The following is an 18,067-nucleotide window of genomic DNA, read 5'->3' as shown; positions in this document are numbered from 1 at the left end:
TGTTATGTTCAATTGTAATTGATCAATCAATAATTAAAATACTTTATGACTCGGTTAATGCTTACGACCTAAACCCAAATGATGCATGGTGATATGACTTCATTAATGGGCGGTGCACAAGACCTGTCCTAGACATAGAGTGTAGTATTGCAAAAGCGGAGAATTGATACGGTGTACAAGGAGGGGGGATTTTCTTGTGAGCTATATATCCAAAAAGGAGCGCAAAATGTCCTCCATCAGTACAACCAGACGCAAATTAAAAAAAGCAGGCACTCGCGTTTCTAAAAAAGGAAAAGTCAAATGTAAATCTAAAAAGAAGCTTATGCTAAAAAAGAAAAGAGCACTCAGATCCAGATGTCGTGTGCTTCGTGGACCGAGGGGATATAGAGGGTTTCAAGGAAAGACAGGAGCGATTGGAGCTACGGGAACCACAGGAGATATGGGATTAGCAGGTAAGATGGGGAGTACGGGAGCTACTGGCTCGATAGGAATAACAGAATTGACTGGAGTAACCGGTAAAGCTGGTGGCCGGGGAGTTACAGGAAGTACAGGGGTAACTGGGTCAACCGGAATCCCAGGCATAACTGGTGTGACAGGTGCAACAGGAATTACTGGTGATCCAGGAGTCACAGGTGCAACAGGCTCGACAGGGGTAACAGGAGCGATGGGCGATCCTGGGGTGACCGGAGTGACAGGTAATACAGGTTCGACCGGAGCTACCGGAGCCGTGGGATCAATGGGTACAACAGGTGTAACCGGTGTAACTGGAATGGGAGCTACGGGAGTAACGGGTAACACAGGTAGCACAGGAGTGACGGGTACGACAGGTATAACTGGGTCCACAGGCGATCCTGGAGAAACAGGCGTTACAGGTACCGCAGGTGTGACTGGGGCAACTGGAGCTATCGGAAGCCCAGGAGCAACGGGAGCCACCGGAGCCACCGGCGCGACGGGGCTTACTGGGATAACCGGTACGACCGGAGCAACTGGAACAGGAACGACTGGGGCCACTGGTACAACAGGATCTACGGGTATAACTGGTGTGACCGGCGATCCTGGAGTGACCGGAATTACAGGCGTTACAGGTTCGACTGGAGCAACTGGAGCCGTTGGAGCAATGGGCACAACAGGTGTTACAGGTAATACAGGTGTGACTGGGGCTACTGGAGTAACGGGGCTTGATGGGGTAACTGGTGCAACCGGGGCAACGGGAACGACAGGTGCGACTGGCTTAGCTGGGATAACCGGTACGACAGGATCAACGGGAACAACAGGAACCAGTGGCGCGACAGGATCTGCTGGGGTAACAGGTGTGACAGGTGCCACCGGAATAGGAACAACTGGAGCCACCGGCGTGACGGGATCAACGGGTGTGACAGGCGCAACCGGAAGCGGAACAACTGGAGTTACAGGTGCAACTGGAGCTACTGGTGCAACTGGACTTACTGGGATAACTGGTGTGACAGGTGCAACCGGAACAGGAACAACTGGAGCCACCGGCGTGACGGGATCAACGGGTGTAACCGGAGGAACGGGGCTTGATGGGGTAACTGGTGCAACCGGCGCAACGGGAGCGACAGGTACGACGGGCTTAGCTGGGGTCACCGGTACGACAGGATCAACGGGAACGGGAATAACCGGCGCCACCGGCGCGACGGGTTCAACTGGGGTAACAGGTGCGACAGGTGCAACGGGAACAGGAACAACCGGCGCGACGGGGTTTACTGGTGAAACTGGTGCGACAGGTGCAACCGGGACAGGAACAACTGGGGCCACCGGCGTGACGGGATCAACGGGTGTAACCGGAGGAACGGGGCTTGATGGGGTAACTGGTGCAACCGGCGCAACGGGAGCGACAGGTACGACGGGCTTAGCTGGGGTCACCGGTACGACAGGATCAACGGGAACGGGAATAACCGGCGCCACCGGCGCGACGGGTTCAACTGGGGTAACAGGTGCGACAGGTGCAACGGGAACAGGAACAACCGGCGCGACGGGGTTTACTGGTGAAACTGGTGCGACAGGTGCAACCGGGACAGGAACAACTGGGGCCACCGGCGCGACAGGATCTACTGGGGTAACAGGTGTGACAGGTGCCACCGGAATAGGAACAACTGGAGCCACTGGTGTGACAGGTTCCACCGGAACAGGAACAACTGGAGCCACCGGCGTGACGGGATCAACGGGTGTAACCGGAGGAACGGGGCTTGATGGGGTAACTGGTGCAACCGGCGCAACGGGAACGACAGGTACGACGGGCTTAGCTGGGGTCACCGGTACGACAGGATCAACGGGAACGGGAATAACCGGCGCCACCGGCGCGACGGGTTTAACTGGTATAACTGGTGTGACAGGTGCAACAGGTGTGATTGGAGCAACTGGAATAGGAGTCACCGGGGCTACTGGAACTACAGGAGCCATAGGTACGACAGGATCTACTGGGGTAACAGGTGAGACAGGCGCAACCGGGACGGGAACGACTGGGGCCACCGGAGCCACAGGATCTACGGGTATAACAGGTGCGACAGGCGCCATCGGAACAGGAACAACTGGAGCTACAGGAGCAACGGGTCTTACAGGAGTAACTGGTGAGACAGGTGCAACCGGAAACGGAGCAACTGGGGCCACCGGCGCAACGGGTTTAACAGGTGCAACAGGTGTGACAGGCGCTACCGGAGCCACAGGTACGACAGGGTTTACTGGTGAAACTGGTGCAATCGGCGCGACGGGTTCAACAGGTGTAACTGGTGCGACAGGTTCCACCGGAACAGGAACAACTGGTGCAACCGGCGCGACGGGTTTAACAGGTGCGACAGGCGCAACCGGAACGGGAACAATGGGAGCTACTGGTGCAACGGGTCTTACTGGTGAAACAGGTGTGTCAGGCGCAACCGGGGCTACCGGAACAACTGGAGTCACCGGTGAGACAGGATCTACGGGTATAACAGGTGCAACGGGGTTTACTGGTGAAACTGGTCCGACAGGCGCAACCGGAACGGGAACAACAGGAGCTACCGGAGCAACGGGTCTTACTGGAGTAACGGGTGCGACAGGTGCCACTGGAACAGGAACAACGGGAGCCACCGGAGCAACGGGTCTTACTGGGGTAACTGGTGCAACAGGCGCCACCGGAACCGGAGCTACGGGAGTCACAGGTGCGACGGGTTCAACTGGTGTAACCGGAGTGACAGGAGCAACGGGAACAGGAACGACAGGCTCTACTGGTGCAACTGGTCCGACAGGTGCAACAGGAACGGGAACAACTGGTGCAACGGGTTTAACAGGTGTAACTGGTGAAACAGGTGTGACTGGAGCAACAGGAATTGGAGTCACCGGAGCAACGGGTCTTACTGGGGTAACTGGTGCGACAGGTGCCACCGGAATAGGAACAACCGGAGCTACCGGAGCAACGGGTCTTACTGGAGTAACTGGTGAGACAGGGGCAACGGGAACGGGAGCCACTGGTGCAACTGGTGTGACAGGAGCAACCGGGACCGGAACGACAGGAGTCACCGGAGCAACAGGATTTACAGGTGCAACAGGTGTGACTGGCACAACCGGAATAGGAATCACGGGAGCCACAGGTACGACAGGGTCTAGTGGTGAAACTGGTGCGACAGGCGCAACCGGGACAGGAACAACTGGGGCCACCGGCGCAACAGGTGCGACAGGCGAAACCGGAACGGGAACAACTGGAGCCACTGGTGCAACGGGTCTTACTGGAGTAACAGGTGAGACAGGTGCCACCGGAACCGGAACAACGGGAGCCACCGGTGCAACGGGGTTTACTGGAGCTACTGGAGCAACAGGATTTACAGGTGCAACTGGTGTGACTGGCGTAACCGGAGTAACTGGTACAACAGGAGCCATCGGAACCACCGGACCCACAGGATCTACGGGTATAACCGGTGAGACAGGTGCCACTGGAACCGGAACAACTGGAGCCACAGGCGCGACGGGTTTAACAGGTATAACTGGTGCAACAGGTGCTACCGGAACGGGAACAACAGGAACAACCGGAGCAACTGGTCTTACCGGTGTAACTGGAGCTACAGGTGCAACGGGTTCAACTGGGGTCACCGGTACGACAGGATCAACCGGAACGGGAATAACCGGAGCGACCGGCGCAACGGGCATTACTGGGGTAACTGGTGTGACAGGTGCAACGGGAACAGGAACAACCGGAGCAACTGGTCTTACCGGTGTAACTGGAGCTACAGGTGCAACGGGTTCAACTGGGGTCACCGGTACGACAGGATCAACCGGAACGGGAATAACCGGAGCGACCGGCGCAACGGGCATTACTGGGGTAACTGGTGTGACAGGTGCAACGGGAACAGGAACAACCGGAGCAACTGGTCTTACCGGTGTAACTGGAGCTACAGGTGCAACGGGCTTAACTGGGGTCACCGGTACGACAGGATCAACGGGAACAACCGGAGCCACGGGAGTAACGGGTCTTACTGGGGTAACTGGTGCGACAGGGGCAACCGGAACCGGAGCTACGGGAGCCACGGGTGCAACGGGTCTTACTGGAGTAACTGGTGCAACAGGCGCAACCGGAACAGGAGCAACTGGAGCCACAGGTGCAACGGGTTTTACTGGAGTAACAGGAGTGACAGGAGCAACGGGAACAGGAACGACGGGAGCTACTGGTGCAACGGGTCTTACTGGGGTAACAGGTGCGACAGGAGCCACCGGAACAGGAGCAACGGGAACTACTGGTGCAACGGGGATTACTGGGGTAGCTGGTGCGACAGGTGCAACCGGAACGGGAACAACCGGAGCCACAGGTGAAACGGGTCTTACTGGGGTAACAGGTGTGACAGGTGCCACCGGAATAGGAACAACCGGAGCCACTGGTGCGACGGGTGTAACTGGAGTGACAGGCGCAACCGGAACAGGAACAACAGGAACCACCGGCGCGACAGGATCTACTGGGGTAACAGGTGTGACAGGTGCCACCGGAATAGGAACAACCGGAGCCACGGGTGCAACCGGTCTTACTGGAGTAACTGGAGCCACAGGTGCAACGGGTCTTACCGGAGCTACCGGAGCAACGGGAACAGGAACGACAGGAGCCACAGGCGCGACGGGTTTAACAGGTATAACTGGTGTGACAGGTGCAACGGGCTTAACTGGGGTAACCGGTGTGACAGGTGTTACAGGAACGGGAACAACCGGAGCTACAGGTGCAACGGGTCTTACTGGGGTAACTGGCGTGACAGGTGCAACAGGAACGGGAGCTACAGGGGCTACTGGAGCCACAGGCGCGACTGGTTCAACGGGTGTAACTGGTGCTACAGGCGCAACGGGTACAGGAACAACTGGAGCTACTGGTGCGACGGGATCTACGGGTGTAACCGGAGTTACCGGCGCAACCGGAACGGGAACAACCGGAGCAACGGGGCTTACCGGGGTAACGGGTGTGACAGGTGCAACCGGAACGGGAACAACTGGAGCCACAGGCACGACGGGACTTACTGGAGTAACTGGTGTGACAGGGGCAACAGGAACCGGAACAACTGGAGCCACTGGAGCAACGGGTCTTACTGGGGTAACAGGTGCGACAGGGGCAACAGGAACCGGAGCTACGGGAGCCACTGGTCCAACGGGTCTTACTGGGGTAACAGGTGCGACAGGGGTCACAGGAACCGGAACGACTGGAGCCACAGGCGCGACGGGTTCAACGGGTGTAACGAGTGCAACTGGTGCTACCGGGGCGACTGGAGTTACTGGATCCACAGGAGCCACAGGGGCTACGGGTGCATCAGGGCCCAATCTAGCTGCACAAGGATTTTCTGCATTTTTGGCTAATCTATCAACAACAACCAGTGCACAGTTAACCAACTGGAGCACAGCAAGTCCCTACTATGGTAATGCAAATTTTAATGCAACTACAGGCAATTACACGGCGCCCAATACTGGGACCTACTCGATTGTGGCAACAATCAATTTTTCTACAACTGCCGCGATCGCCATCTCATTGGGTGCTGGGGTCAATCCGGCGTTTCTGGTGCAAAGAACATCCCCCACTACGACTACATTGGTCAATGGACTATTGCCAATCCTGAATATTAGTGTAACGCTACTCACGTTGCGGGCAGTGCTTGGGAGTGGAGCCGTAACGCTAGCTGCGCAGGTTACGCTGAACGCAGGCGATGTGATCGGGTTGTTTTACGCAGCGAATGGATTAACGATTACTCTGAACTTGGGCATTGGAGCAACGAACGGTATTGTATGGTCAGTACACGAATTGACATGAGGTGTTGATTTCCAGCACCCCACCTATTTGAAAATAAGACAAAACGAAAACAGATCCAGGTTGGATCGACCATTAATATCCAACCTGATCTGTCTTTTTTACATACAGGACGAAGTCATTAAAATTTGGTTTCGTTATAGTTAACAAGCATGTTAGATATTTTTAGGTCTGATGACAAGAAATCTGTCGTGATATTCAAAAAAGTGACCCCAACTCATATAATAACGCTAATCCTCATGAAAATGATGTAAGGGATTGAGACGAAATCATCGGCTTCATCCATATGGTAAATGAATTAGGCTGTTTTGAACTTACAGAATATCCATTAACGAAATAAATTATTACACAAACATAACATTAAACGGGCGGTTCGTAGCAGCATACGAGTGGACATTGAAAGGGTTGATGAATGATGAGCCTTGAAACATTAAACCAACGAGTACAAGATGATCTGGCTTATCTCGCATATGGAGGTGCGGATTGGATTCGCCCACGCGAACATGACGAAGGCCATATCTATGATGTCGTTATTGTAGGTGGTGGGCAGAGCGGTTTGGGGGTTGCTTTTGGATTCCTACGTGAGCGGATATCCAACATTCTGGTCATTGATGAAAATGCCGCAGGGTTGGAGGGACCTTGGGAAACTTACGCGCGTATGGTCACGTTACGTACACCAAAACATCTGACTTCCATTGATCTCGGTATTCCTTCGCTGACGTTTCGAGCATGGTGGGAAGCGCAAGCGGGTCCTTCGGGATGGGATGAGGTTGATAAAATTCCGCGCAGCGAATGGATGAACTATCTGCGTTGGTACAGGGATGTGCTTAAACTACCTGTCGTGAATGAAGTGAAACTGAGACTGATTGAACCTGCAGATGGAGGCTTACACCGGCTACACATTACGGGCGCAGGGGCTCCAAGTAATATGTTGCTGGCACGAAAGGTTGTCTTGGCTACGGGCATCCAGGGTGGTGGAGAGTGGCATGTACCGCCGATGATCGCTGAGAAAGTACCTAGACATCTGTACGCTCACACGTCCGAGCTAATTGATTATGAGCGGTTAAAAGGAAAAAGGATTGCCATACTTGGTGGCGGGGCGTCTGCCTTTGATAATGCCAACTTTGCACTTGCCACAGGCGTGGCTGAGGCTCACGTATTTGTGCGGCGGGAACAATTGCCAAGCGTTAACCCGATACGTCAGATGGAACAATCCGGTATGATCGAACGTTTTCACGTATTGTCGGACGAGGATAAGTATGCGACCATTTCCCATTTTTTTAAATACAATCAGCCACCAACCAATGATACCTTCAACCGGGCCGCTGCATGGCCAGGCTTCCAATTACATCTTCATGCGCCTTGGCTGGATGTACAGATGAAGGATGGGAAAGCGGTAGTGACTACGCCACAGGGCCAGCACTCCTTTGATTTTCTGGTCATCAGCACGGGTATGGTGAGTGATCCGTCACTGCGCCCCGAGCTCAGAATGGTGGAGGCACACATTGCACGCTGGGCAGACCGTTTTCAAGCTCCGATGGAACAAAGGAATGCATTACTTGACGCACATCCCTACCTTAGTCCCGGATTTGCAATGACCAGCAGAGATGAGGAGGGACAGGTTAAACTGCGTGGGTTGTTTGTCTTTAACTACTCTGCACTTGCAAGTTGCGGCCTCTCTGCCTCGGCAATATCGGGGACAAAGAATGCTGTGCCGAAGTTGGTTTCAGCTGTAGCTGATCAGCTTTTCCTGGATGACCGTGAGCAGATCTTGGAGCAATTTTTGAAGTATAACGAACAGGAATTTACTGCGAGTTGGGTGAAGAGTGAAGTTGGAATCTGAGTATTCAAAATGACCGTACAGCGGAGTAAGATGCTGTACGGTTTTCCTTTTTCTAAAGTTACATTTACGGGTGCTTATATAATGCTGTAAAATATCGAATTATACAGCGTTAAGGCAGGCGATAGATTATTGTGAGAATCATGGATTATGAGGGGTTCAGAACTCATTTGAAGAAAGCGTCACGCAAACGAAATGAACCCTTGATCAAAATTGTGGCTTTTCAGGAAAAGTATATGAAGATTGATGAGATCCAATATTATGATGTAGAGCAGAACTATATGAGTGTTCAGGCGTGTAATACGCTGTGGATGAACTTGAAAGATAAATCGTTCCGCAATCTGGTGTCCCATGATCTGAAGTATTTCCAAACCATGGACAACCTCGGGCGTCATTCATTGGAAAATCTAATTAGAGAACTGTACGACATGGCTGTTCCAATTCTGCTGGATTATGATCCAAGTGATTTTTATAGTTTGCAGCAGTTGTCCGAAATTCTGGTGCTGGATGAGATGAAGCTAATAGAGAAATTGGAGATGGGGCGTTTCAAGGGAGCATTTATTAATGAAGAAGGAAATTGGGTAAAACCCAAACCAGACAGGGCTGAGCTATTCTTATAATTGAAAAAAGAGACTCGTGTCAATTCCACAATGACCGAATATCCATTCTGCAATGGTACGCCGAATACGGCTCATTGCAGTTTTTTTTCATTAACGAATCTGTCAACGAAGAAGTCTTAGCCGTTTCGTTTCACGACGAAAGAGTCTCCGCGTGGTCCCGGTGCTCCTGGAATGGAAACAACCTGTTTTTGCTGAATCATGATACCTTTCTCTTTGGCAACGAAGCCGGGGGAGCAACCATTCAGGCGACAACATTTGAAGGTGACAGGCGTAATTTTTGCCATCTTGGAGATGGAACTTCCCACTGATGGGGCTTCTACAATCCACTCCGCGGATGATTGTTGGCCTGTATATTGCTGAACGGTGCGGAAAGTCCAACTTTGAGTCAGGTTATGGAGTGTGATACACCAGCGGGTACGATTGATTTTATAAATGGCAGCTCTGATCCGATCTCCTGGTGATACAGGAAAAGGGATGACCGTTTCAACGTCCGGAAGAATTTCCCACCAGGCATAATAACTAGCTTGGCCGTTAACCCAGTCATGGCCTGTTCCAGTCTGAATGAGATTGGAATTCTCGTATCCATCAATACCGATCCAGGCTGAGGAGTATGAGGACTTGGATGATGGTAGAACAAAGGGCACGTTCCATTCAGCCGAGATACGTCTGAATTTAGCTTTGTCACTCGCTCGGGCATAACCGCTCCAGTTGGAGGAAATCCACCCGAAGCGTAGTGAAGAATTTATTTTACCTGTATGAGGAATACAAGGTCTTCGGTGTTTATTTCTACTATTCGTCATACGGCCACCTCCCATGTGGAAATAGAGACGAAATCATTCGTTCGATATTATCAAATGCATGGAAGAAGAAAGAGGATATGGACATTCTGAAAAAGAAATAAGATTTGAACGATTTTGAACGATATTTAGGGTTGAATGCGATGTTTGATGTCTATTAAATGTCGAATGTTGATGGTTTTTGGATGTTTTTAAATTAATTTGAATGAAAGTAATTGTTTTTTACGGATTTTATGTTACTATAAAAGCAGTTGGAGGAATGAAAATGCTAACTGAAGAACGATATGCTGCAATTATAGAGCGCTTACACGAAAGAGGAATTGTGAAACTGCAAGAGCTTGTCGATTTGCTTGGTGCTTCTGAATCAACGATACGGCGCGATTTGATTGATCTGGAGAGCCGTCAGATGCTGAAACGCATACATGGTGGTGCTGCTCTAGTGAATGAAAAGACGCCAGAACCAGGTATGGAAGAAAAAACGTTCAAAAACATTCAACAGAAAACGGCGATTGCTCGTTTAGCTGCGCAGGAGATCAACAATGGTGAATGTATCTATCTGGATGCAGGGACGACAACATTAGCCATGATTCCCTATATTGAAGCCAAGGACGTTACGGTAGTGACGAACGGGCTTTCTCATGTAGAAGCGCTGGTAAGTAAACGAATACGCAGCTATCTGCTTGGCGGAATGATGAAAATTCACACCAAAGCCGTGATTGGCAGTATCGCATTACAGAACATGGACAACTTCCGTTTTGATAAATGTTTTATTGGAACCAACGGAGTGGACGCCGAAATGGGGTATACAACTCCTGATCCGGAGGAAGCCTTGATTAAAAGGCGTGCACATCAATTGTCCGGTAAATCTTACGTGCTGGCTGATTCCAGCAAAATTGGAGAAATTACTTTTGCCAAACTGTTTGACCTTGAGGAGGCAGACTTGATCACAGAACGTATGCCGGAACACTGGCGCTCTGTAATCGCCGAGAAAACTAAAATAATTGAGGGATAGCCATGATATATACCGTAACACTTAACCCTTCCATTGATTACATCGTGGAAGTGCATGATCTGAAGCTTGGTGATTTGAATCGCATGAATCGGGACCTGAAACTTCCTGGAGGCAAAGGTATTAACGTATCGCGAGTGCTTAATCAACTGGGAGCCGAAAACACTGCACTCGGATTTCTGGGAGGGTTCACAGGCCGTTTCATTAATGACAAATTGCAGGAAGATAAGATCCTGACGGATTTCGTTACCATCGCAGATGATACCCGGATTAACATCAAGCTGAAGCATGGAGACGAGACAGAGATTAACGGATTGGGACCAGCCATTCGACCAGAGGAAGTAGAAGAGTTGCTTAACAAGCTATCCGCACTGCAAAAAGGAGATATCGTCATTCTTTCGGGAAGTGTACCACCTTCGCTGGGAGCCGATTTCTACGATCGTCTGATCAACGTGTGCAAACAAACAAGTGCCGATTTTGTAATCGATACGACAGGCCCCGCTTTATTGGATGCTTTAGTACATGAACCGCTGCTGGTGAAGCCGAACCATCACGAACTGGCTGAACTTTTCGGGGTGACGATTGACTCTCAAGAGGAACTGGTGACGTATGGTCGCAAGCTTTTGGAAGCAGGTGCCAAACATGTGTTGATCTCCATGGCAGGAGAAGGAGCGCTGTTGATTACCAAAACAGATGTCTACCATGCGAGTGTGCCAAAAGGAGTCGTGAAGAACTCGGTTGGTGCTGGAGATTCCATGATCGGTGGATTCGTAGGGACATTTGGACTAAACGAAGACCTGCTTGAAGCGTTCCGAACAGGGGTTGCTTCGGGGAGTGCGACGGCTTTCTCGGATGATCTGGCAACTCGGGAACTCATTGAACAGCTGCGTACTCAAGTCACGATAACCCAAATATAGTCCGTACAAAATGAATGGAATGCATGCCCCTTTTAGAAGAGGGGATTCAATGGATAGCATATAACAGCGCAAGAAGTACAATTATAAGTCGGTCTGCATCACAGAGGCCGACTGAATTTAAGGGAGTGTACCAAAATGAGAATAACAGACCTGATGATCCAGGAAACGATGATCATGGACCTGCAAGCCACAACGAAAGAAGAGGCTATCGATGAACTCATTGCAAGCTTAAACCGTAGCGGACGTATTAATGATCCAATTCTGTTTAAGGAAATGATTTATAAACGTGAAGCGGAATCCAGCACAGGGATCGGTGGCGGTATTGCCATGCCTCATGCCAAGACAACAGCAGTTAATGAACCAACAGTTGTATTCGCCAAGAGTCGAAAAGGTCTTGATTTTGAAGCACTTGATGATGAACCGGCCCATATTTTCTTCATGATTGCAGCTCCAGAAGGGGCGGCCAATACACATCTTCGTACACTTGCGGCTCTTTCCAGGCTGTTGATTGATAGCGATTTCATCTCGCAGCTGATGAGCACGGACACTCCTGAAGAAGTGACTGCATTATTCGATGCCAAACAGGCGGAGGAAGCGGAGAAAAAAGCTGCCAAAGAAAAAGCTGAAGCGGAAAAAGCAGCAAAAGCTGCAAATGGAACAAACGCTGTATCTGGCTCGGACAATGCGAATGGACAGAAGCAAAATACATCAGGCCTTATTGTTGGTGATGCGGCATCTGAAGATTTTGTCGTTGCAGTAACAGCATGCCCAACAGGTATTGCTCACACGTTCATGGCTGAAGACGCTCTCAAAAAGAAAGCACAGGAAATGGGCGTTAATATCCGCGTGGAAACCAACGGTTCCGAAGGAGCACAGAACGTACTGACAGCTGATGAAATCGCGCGTGCCAAAGGGGTTATCGTTGCGGCGGATAAAAATGTGGAAATGGCGCGCTTTGATGGCAAACCGGTATTGCAAAGACCTGTAAGTGATGGCATTCGCAAATCCGAAGAACTTATTCGTAAGGCAGTTAATGGGGACGCTCCGATCTACCGAAGCCAGGGCGGTAACGGTGGCAAGAGTGAAGGAGAAAACCAAGGCAAAGTGAGCATGGGCAGCAAGATTTATAAAGATTTGATGAACGGGATCTCGCATATGCTTCCATTTGTCGTGGGTGGCGGGATTTTGCTCGCTATATCCTTCTTGTTTGAACAAATTGCAAGTCCGGAAAATCCTATTGTGCAACTGCTGCAAACCATTGGTGGCGGGACTGGTGCATTCCACTTCCTGATTCCTGTTCTAGCCGGATTTATTGCGATGAGTATTGGTGATCGTCCGGCCCTGATGCCTGGTATGGTCGGTGGATTGATGGCCGTGAATTCAAACGCCGGTTTCCTTGGTGGTCTGGCTGCCGGTTTCCTGGCAGGTTACGTTGTAATTGGTCTGCGCAAGCTGTTTAAAGGACTGCCTAAAGCAATTGATGGTTTGAAACCGATCCTGCTGTATCCTGTGTTCGGATTGCTTATCGTTGGTGCAATCAGTTTCTATGTCTTTGATCCAATCTTCGGTTCCCTTAACACATGGCTTGTAGATGCGCTTGGCAATCTGGGTACTGGAAATGCTGTATTGCTTGGCTTGCTGCTTGGTGGCATGATGTCCATCGATATGGGTGGACCGTTTAACAAAGCGGCTTATACGTTTGCTATCGGTGTATTCACATCGAGCGGCAATACGGATGGTGCTTGGATGGCAGCTGTTATGGCAGGCGGTATGGTACCGCCACTGGCGATTGCACTCGCTACAACGTTCTTCAAATCGAAATTTACGGAACAAGAACGTAAATCAGGTTTGACGAATTATGTGCTCGGATTTTCCTTCATCACAGAAGGTGCCATTCCATTTGCTGCGGCTGACCCGCTGCGTGTCCTGACATCCTGTATTCTCGGTTCTGCTGTTGCAGGTGGACTGACTCAACTGTGGAGCATTAACGTACCTGCTCCGCATGGAGGAATTTTCGTTGCGGCACTGGCGAATCACGCATTACTCTTCCTGCTCGCTGTAGCAATCGGTGCAGTAATCTCCGGTCTGATTCTCGGACTATGGAAAAAATCGCCGACCGTTGTGAAATAAGTCAAAGAGTAAAGTTTCCTTAAAAGTTAAAAACAATCTCTATCTCATAGTTTGTTTAAAATAAGATGGCATCTTCTCAGTGAAATTCACTGGGGAGATGCTTTTTTATTTCGCTCCAGGTCATTCTGTGATAAGATATATATTATCAAAATAATGAAACATAGTTTCATCTAATGAAACTCAAAGGAGGAGAGAGTATGTCTAATGATCAGATTAAAGGACAGGTGCGGAAACAATTTGCTAAAAATGCAGAGAAATATGTGACTAGTGCCGGTCATGCTAAGGGGGATGATCTGGCATTGCTTGTGGCTTCATCTCAAGCGAGCTTGGATATGAAGGTGCTGGATATTGCCACTGGAGGAGGACATGTTGCCAATGCGTTAGCTCCGCTTGTGGAGCAGGTTATCGCATTGGATCTAACAGATGAGATGTTACAAGTGGCTGAACGCTTTATCCGGGGAAACGGGCACCAGAATGTGGATTTTGTTGCAGGAGATGCTGAACATATCCCTTTCGAGGATGATTTCTTTGACCTTGTGACCTGTCGCATTGCTGCACACCATTTTCCAGACGTGCAATCCTTTGTATCAGAGGCGCTTCGGGTAATGAAACCTGGTGGCAGACTGTTATTAATTGATAATGTGGCACCTGAACGTGATGAGAGCGACCAATTTTACAATGAAATCGAGAAGTGGCGTGATGGAAGTCATGTTCGGGCATGGCGTAAGACGGAATGGATTCGGATGTTGGAGCTTGCCGGATTTCGAATGGAAACGATGGTTTCCTTTGAGAAACACTTTACATTTGAAGACTGGTGCATCAGGGCTGGACTTCCGGAGACGCAGAGTAAAGAGCTTGAAGCAAGCATGCTGAGCGCGCCATCTGTAATTAAGAAGTATTTCAATTTTGAAGTGACGCAGTCTGGCAGACTCGTTAGCTTCAAAGGAGAGAGTGTTTACATTCAGGCGGTAAAAGCGAAATAAGGTTTATTCGCATTATCATATTGATCCTTTGTAGGAGCAATAGTTAAAGTGAGCAAAAGCAAAATCAAAAAAGGCAGAGGTCCCGTGTATGGGACTTCTGCTTTTTTAATCGTTATACAATCAAATCAAGGCTTCAGTATAACTTTGGTACATTTGTCTTCGTGTTCGTAGAAAATCCGGTAAGCTTCCTTCGCATTTTCCAGCGCAATGCGGTGGGAGATGATCTCGGTAGGGTCGAATTCGCCAGCCGTGATTTTGCGGAAAAGCTCCGGCATATAGTGAATGACAGGAGCTTGTCCCATTCTAAGGTTAATGTTTCGTTCAAACAGATTGCCTAGGGGGAACATGTTATAGGACGAGCCGTAAACCCCCGTCAGTTGCATCGTCCCGAATTTGCGTACAGCCTTGATGCCGATTTCAATCGCACTCAATGAACCGCCATGAATTTTCAGCTTCTGTCCGATTTCCTCCAAAGTGGATTTCTTGCCATCCATGCCTACACAGTCGATGACAACATCCGCTCCGCCTCGGGTTATTTCGCGAATATGTTCACCCATATCATCGTAATCTTCGAAATTAAATACTTCGGAATCATTCATTCGTTTGGCTTTTTCCAGTCGATATGGAAGACGATCCACTGCAATTACTCGCTTGGCACCTTTCATCCAAGCGAATTTTTGTGCCATAAGACCAATCGGCCCGCTGCCCAATACGGTTACAGTGTCTCCTGGCTTCACCCCAGCATTCTCAACACTCCAGTACGCAGTAGGAAGCACATCGGACAGGAATAACAGAGCTTCATCCTCCAGTTCACATGATTCGGGAATGACAAAAGGCATGAAATTCCCATAAGGAACACGCAAAAATTCAGCCTGACCGCCAGGATAATTTCCGTACCGTTCCGTGAAGCCAAAATAACCTCCGGTATGAACCTCCGGATTGCGGTTCGAGTTATCGCACTGGCTCTCCATGTCGTGATTGCAATAAAAACATTCGCCGCAGGAGATGTTAAATGGTACCACCACACGATCTCCTTTTTTTACTCGCGTTACCTCGGGCCCCACTTCCTCAACAATGCCCATAGGCTCATGACCGATGACATAATCCTTTTGGGCGGGCAGTGCTCCCTGATATATATGTAGATCTGATCCACATATGGCTGTAGAAGTAATACGGACGATGATGTCATCCTTTTGCTGTAATCTCGGGTCTTCAACCTCTTTTACTTGAATATCCTTGGTTCCTTGAAAAGTAACGGCTTTCATCTTTATATTCCACCTCCGTATTGGGATTATTTAACTTTTAACCGATTTGCCTCTATTTGATAGAGGTGTAGCTCCACTAAACAACGGGCCATTTTTCTTTACGCAATGCATGAAGTAGTTCAGGGGAAGCGTTCAGGTTGTCACGTACAAGCTCTTCCGGGGTTAATGCCATCCATTGATTTAGGGAGATATCCTCAAACCGATCACTTCTAAACATCTCCAAAAACCATAACGTGTCGGTGCCCGTATTCTGAATATAATGCCCCATAGCTACAGGTACGTATCCAACATCTCCAGCCCGATAGTCAAATGTGCGTGCAATGCCATTCCCTCCAAAAACCGTCATCCTTCCTTGCCCAGTCAAATAGTATTGCCATTCATCCGCATTAGGATGCCAATGAAGCTCGCGCATACCTCCAGGCTTTATTTCCACGAGTGCTGCGGCAACGGTTGTGGAGATCGGAAAGTTGGTGGAGTCTACAATGCGCACACTACCTCCTGGTGTAATGATCGGTTTTTGGGCTAACAGCCGATGTTTGAAGGAGAGTGGAACTGTGCCATAGGGGGAGTGAACTTCCTGGCTAGCGAGGGAACCAGGGACCTGATCCTGAAAAATGTAAACCTGTTCTTTTGGCATGGATTGGAATGCAGATTCGGGTACGCCAAAATTGACGGATAACACCTCTGGTGGCGTATGTGCAAACCAATCAGAGATGGATAATGTATTCAGATCGGAAAAGGACCCATCATCAAAAACAAGCAAAAACTCACACCCATCAGCTAAGCCCTGAATGGAATGCGGCAGACCTTTTGGAAAAAACCACAGATCTCCCGGCCCCACATCTGCAATAAAATTACGTCCTTGCTGATCCACGGACGTAATTCGTGCCGTCCCCCAGATCATATACGCCCATTCCGATTGTTGATGCCAGTGCAGCTCTCTTACACCTCCAGGTGTAAGACTCATATTTACACCGGCCAGTGTCGTAGCGATGGGCAGGTCCCGTACTGTAATTTCGCGGGACCAACCGCCATGGTTCAACTGCATATGTGTATCGGAAAAAGACATTCTCAGGTTGGGTAATAAGCCGTTGTCGGTTTCCGGAGGCACCAGCATATCCGGATTTTGTAAATCTCTCATCACATCCCGAGGTCCCAGATCGGGTCCTCCGGCACCGTCTTTTCGTATTGGCTGCGGTATAATTAATGGCTTGCCATTGTTGTTGTTTTCATTTTTCATATGCAGATTCCTCCAGTTCATTACTTCATCCCATGACAGATGTCGGTATAGAGAAGTTATGAACCAGAGCCTGTCAATTATGAGGGACGGGGAATTATATCCAAAGTACAGAAGAAAGCTCAGACACTTTTTTTGCTTACTGGATCAGTCTTGGAGTCAAGCTGCAAAAATTCATGCTCATAAATTTCATGCACTCTGTTCAAAATGGCTGGGCCTTGCTCCGTAAACCGGAGATTAGTGGGTTTGTTTTTCATCAGAAACGTACCGGATGTAAGACTGGTTTGCGCAATGGCAGCCTTATACAGCAGAGAAGCTCCGTGACTTGGATGTGGGAAGAACAGCTTCATGATTGGTTTGATATAAAAGGGTAGTCCGGATGTTTTGTTACCTCTGAGTGTATTGTTGCCTCCAGGGTCCACGCTGAGTAACCGGATTCCCTTAGCCGCAGGGTAAGCGGCAGCTTCGCGTGTCCATAAAGACAGTGCGAGCTTCGAAGTCGCATAAGGACCGAACAACTTTTTGAACTCGGCTGGATGTTCCAGGATGTCCAGGTTAAACTGTTTGACCATATTAAACGCACTGGTGGATGTATTAATAACGGTTTTCAAGGTGCTTTTGTGAAGGAGATCCTGTAGTTCCATGTAAATGATGTACGGCACCACGGTCTGTAATTCAAAGTGCATTTCATGCCCCTGATCGGACAAACGGAGATCATTACCGCTACCTCCGGCATTATTAAACAATACATCTATGGAATCCGTTTCGGATTTAATCTGGTTGAATGCTTTTCTCAGACTATCGTACTGCGTAAGGTTAGCTTGAACCCAACGGAGCTGGCCAGAGCGCAATCCGTCCTGAATATCACTGTCTTCCTTCGGAAAAGCGGAACGATTGAGGCCGATAACCTGCCAGCCTTCGGCTAACAAACTGCGGGTCAGTTCAAGACCGATTCCCGAAGTTGATCCTGTAATTAAGGCTGTATGACGTGTATGGTTTGAATTCAT

Annotated in this window: 11 protein-coding genes; 7 read left to right on the top strand and 4 right to left on the bottom strand. The window is 49.5% G+C overall.

Annotated elements, in window-relative coordinates; translation table 11 throughout:
- Positions 1-322 precede the first annotated feature (322 nt).
- The 3 genes from ACR1R9_RS17430 to ACR1R9_RS17420 all read left to right on the top strand — a co-directional run bounded on the left by ACR1R9_RS17430 (position 323) and on the right by ACR1R9_RS17420 (position 8,722).
- Positions 323-6,265: a collagen-like triple helix repeat-containing protein gene (locus tag ACR1R9_RS17430; RefSeq protein WP_433956379.1), complete on the top strand. Its 5,943-nt coding sequence runs from the start codon at positions 323-325 to the stop codon at positions 6,263-6,265.
- A 412-nt stretch (positions 6,266-6,677) separates the two neighbouring features.
- Positions 6,678-8,105, top strand: coding sequence for an FAD/NAD(P)-binding protein (locus ACR1R9_RS17425; protein WP_433923696.1), 1,428 nt, complete (start codon positions 6,678-6,680; stop codon positions 8,103-8,105).
- A gap of 167 nt (positions 8,106-8,272) precedes the next feature.
- Positions 8,273-8,722: a hypothetical protein gene (locus tag ACR1R9_RS17420; protein WP_433923106.1), complete on the top strand. Its 450-nt coding sequence runs from the start codon at positions 8,273-8,275 to the stop codon at positions 8,720-8,722.
- Positions 8,723-8,838: 116 nt separating this feature from the next.
- Here the strand turns inward: ACR1R9_RS17420 and ACR1R9_RS17415 are convergent, their stop codons facing one another.
- Positions 8,839-9,522: a G1 family glutamic endopeptidase gene (locus ACR1R9_RS17415; RefSeq protein ID WP_076292092.1), complete on the bottom strand. Its 684-nt coding sequence runs from the start codon at positions 9,520-9,522 to the stop codon at positions 8,839-8,841.
- Between the two features lie 262 nt (positions 9,523-9,784).
- On the opposite strand from ACR1R9_RS17415, the gene ACR1R9_RS17410 reads away from it, so the two are divergent.
- From ACR1R9_RS17410 to ACR1R9_RS17395, 4 genes are all read left to right on the top strand, one after another.
- Entirely contained in the window at positions 9,785-10,531 is a 747-nt protein-coding gene (locus tag ACR1R9_RS17410; RefSeq protein WP_433923107.1) for a DeoR/GlpR family DNA-binding transcription regulator, read from the top strand.
- Between the two features lie 2 nt (positions 10,532-10,533).
- Positions 10,534-11,445 (top strand): 1-phosphofructokinase, encoded by a 912-nt coding sequence (gene pfkB / locus ACR1R9_RS17405; RefSeq protein WP_076292090.1) that lies wholly within the window; start codon positions 10,534-10,536, stop codon positions 11,443-11,445.
- 135 nt (positions 11,446-11,580) lie between these two features.
- The gene (locus ACR1R9_RS17400; protein WP_076292089.1) at positions 11,581-13,575 is read left to right on the top strand and encodes a PTS fructose transporter subunit IIABC; all 1,995 of its coding nucleotides are present in this window, start codon (positions 11,581-11,583) and stop codon (positions 13,573-13,575) included.
- A 197-nt stretch (positions 13,576-13,772) separates the two neighbouring features.
- Complete coding sequence (locus ACR1R9_RS17395; protein WP_175381640.1) at positions 13,773-14,558, top strand: class I SAM-dependent methyltransferase; 786 nt, start codon at positions 13,773-13,775, stop codon at positions 14,556-14,558.
- 125 nt (positions 14,559-14,683) lie between these two features.
- Here the strand turns inward: ACR1R9_RS17395 and ACR1R9_RS17390 are convergent, their stop codons facing one another.
- From ACR1R9_RS17390 to ACR1R9_RS17380, 3 genes are all read right to left on the bottom strand, one after another.
- Positions 14,684-15,823, bottom strand: a complete 1,140-nt coding sequence (locus tag ACR1R9_RS17390; RefSeq protein ID WP_433923108.1) for a zinc-dependent alcohol dehydrogenase — start codon at positions 15,821-15,823, stop codon at positions 14,684-14,686.
- A gap of 76 nt (positions 15,824-15,899) precedes the next feature.
- A complete protein-coding gene (locus ACR1R9_RS17385; RefSeq protein WP_326067270.1) occupies positions 15,900-17,063 on the bottom strand; it encodes an oxalate decarboxylase family bicupin in 1,164 nt (387 codons plus the stop codon).
- Positions 17,064-17,182: 119 nt separating this feature from the next.
- Positions 17,183-18,067: an SDR family NAD(P)-dependent oxidoreductase gene (locus tag ACR1R9_RS17380; protein ID WP_326067269.1), complete on the bottom strand. Its 885-nt coding sequence runs from the start codon at positions 18,065-18,067 to the stop codon at positions 17,183-17,185.

This window comes from Paenibacillus taichungensis (genome assembly GCF_050994985.1).
Classification (GTDB): domain Bacteria; phylum Bacillota; class Bacilli; order Paenibacillales; family Paenibacillaceae; genus Paenibacillus; species Paenibacillus taichungensis.
This window is presented reverse-complemented; position numbering and strand designations above follow the sequence as displayed.

Coding starts and splice junctions, on each gene's coding strand:
- ACR1R9_RS17410 (WP_433923107.1), top strand. CDS start 9,785: ATGCTAACTGAAGAACGATATGCTGCAATTATAGAGCGCTTACACGAA.
- ACR1R9_RS17430 (WP_433956379.1), top strand. CDS start 323: ATGCTAAAAAAGAAAAGAGCACTCAGATCCAGATGTCGTGTGCTTCGT.
- ACR1R9_RS17415 (WP_076292092.1), bottom strand. CDS start 9,522: ATGACGAATAGTAGAAATAAACACCGAAGACCTTGTATTCCTCATACA.
- ACR1R9_RS17400 (WP_076292089.1), top strand. CDS start 11,581: ATGAGAATAACAGACCTGATGATCCAGGAAACGATGATCATGGACCTG.
- ACR1R9_RS17390 (WP_433923108.1), bottom strand. CDS start 15,823: ATGAAAGCCGTTACTTTTCAAGGAACCAAGGATATTCAAGTAAAAGAG.
- ACR1R9_RS17380 (WP_326067269.1), bottom strand. CDS start 18,067: ATGAATTCAAACCATACACGTCATACAGCCTTAATTACAGGATCAACT.
- ACR1R9_RS17425 (WP_433923696.1), top strand. CDS start 6,678: ATGAGCCTTGAAACATTAAACCAACGAGTACAAGATGATCTGGCTTAT.
- pfkB (WP_076292090.1), top strand. CDS start 10,534: ATGATATATACCGTAACACTTAACCCTTCCATTGATTACATCGTGGAA.
- ACR1R9_RS17385 (WP_326067270.1), bottom strand. CDS start 17,063: ATGAAAAATGAAAACAACAACAATGGCAAGCCATTAATTATACCGCAG.
- ACR1R9_RS17395 (WP_175381640.1), top strand. CDS start 13,773: ATGTCTAATGATCAGATTAAAGGACAGGTGCGGAAACAATTTGCTAAA.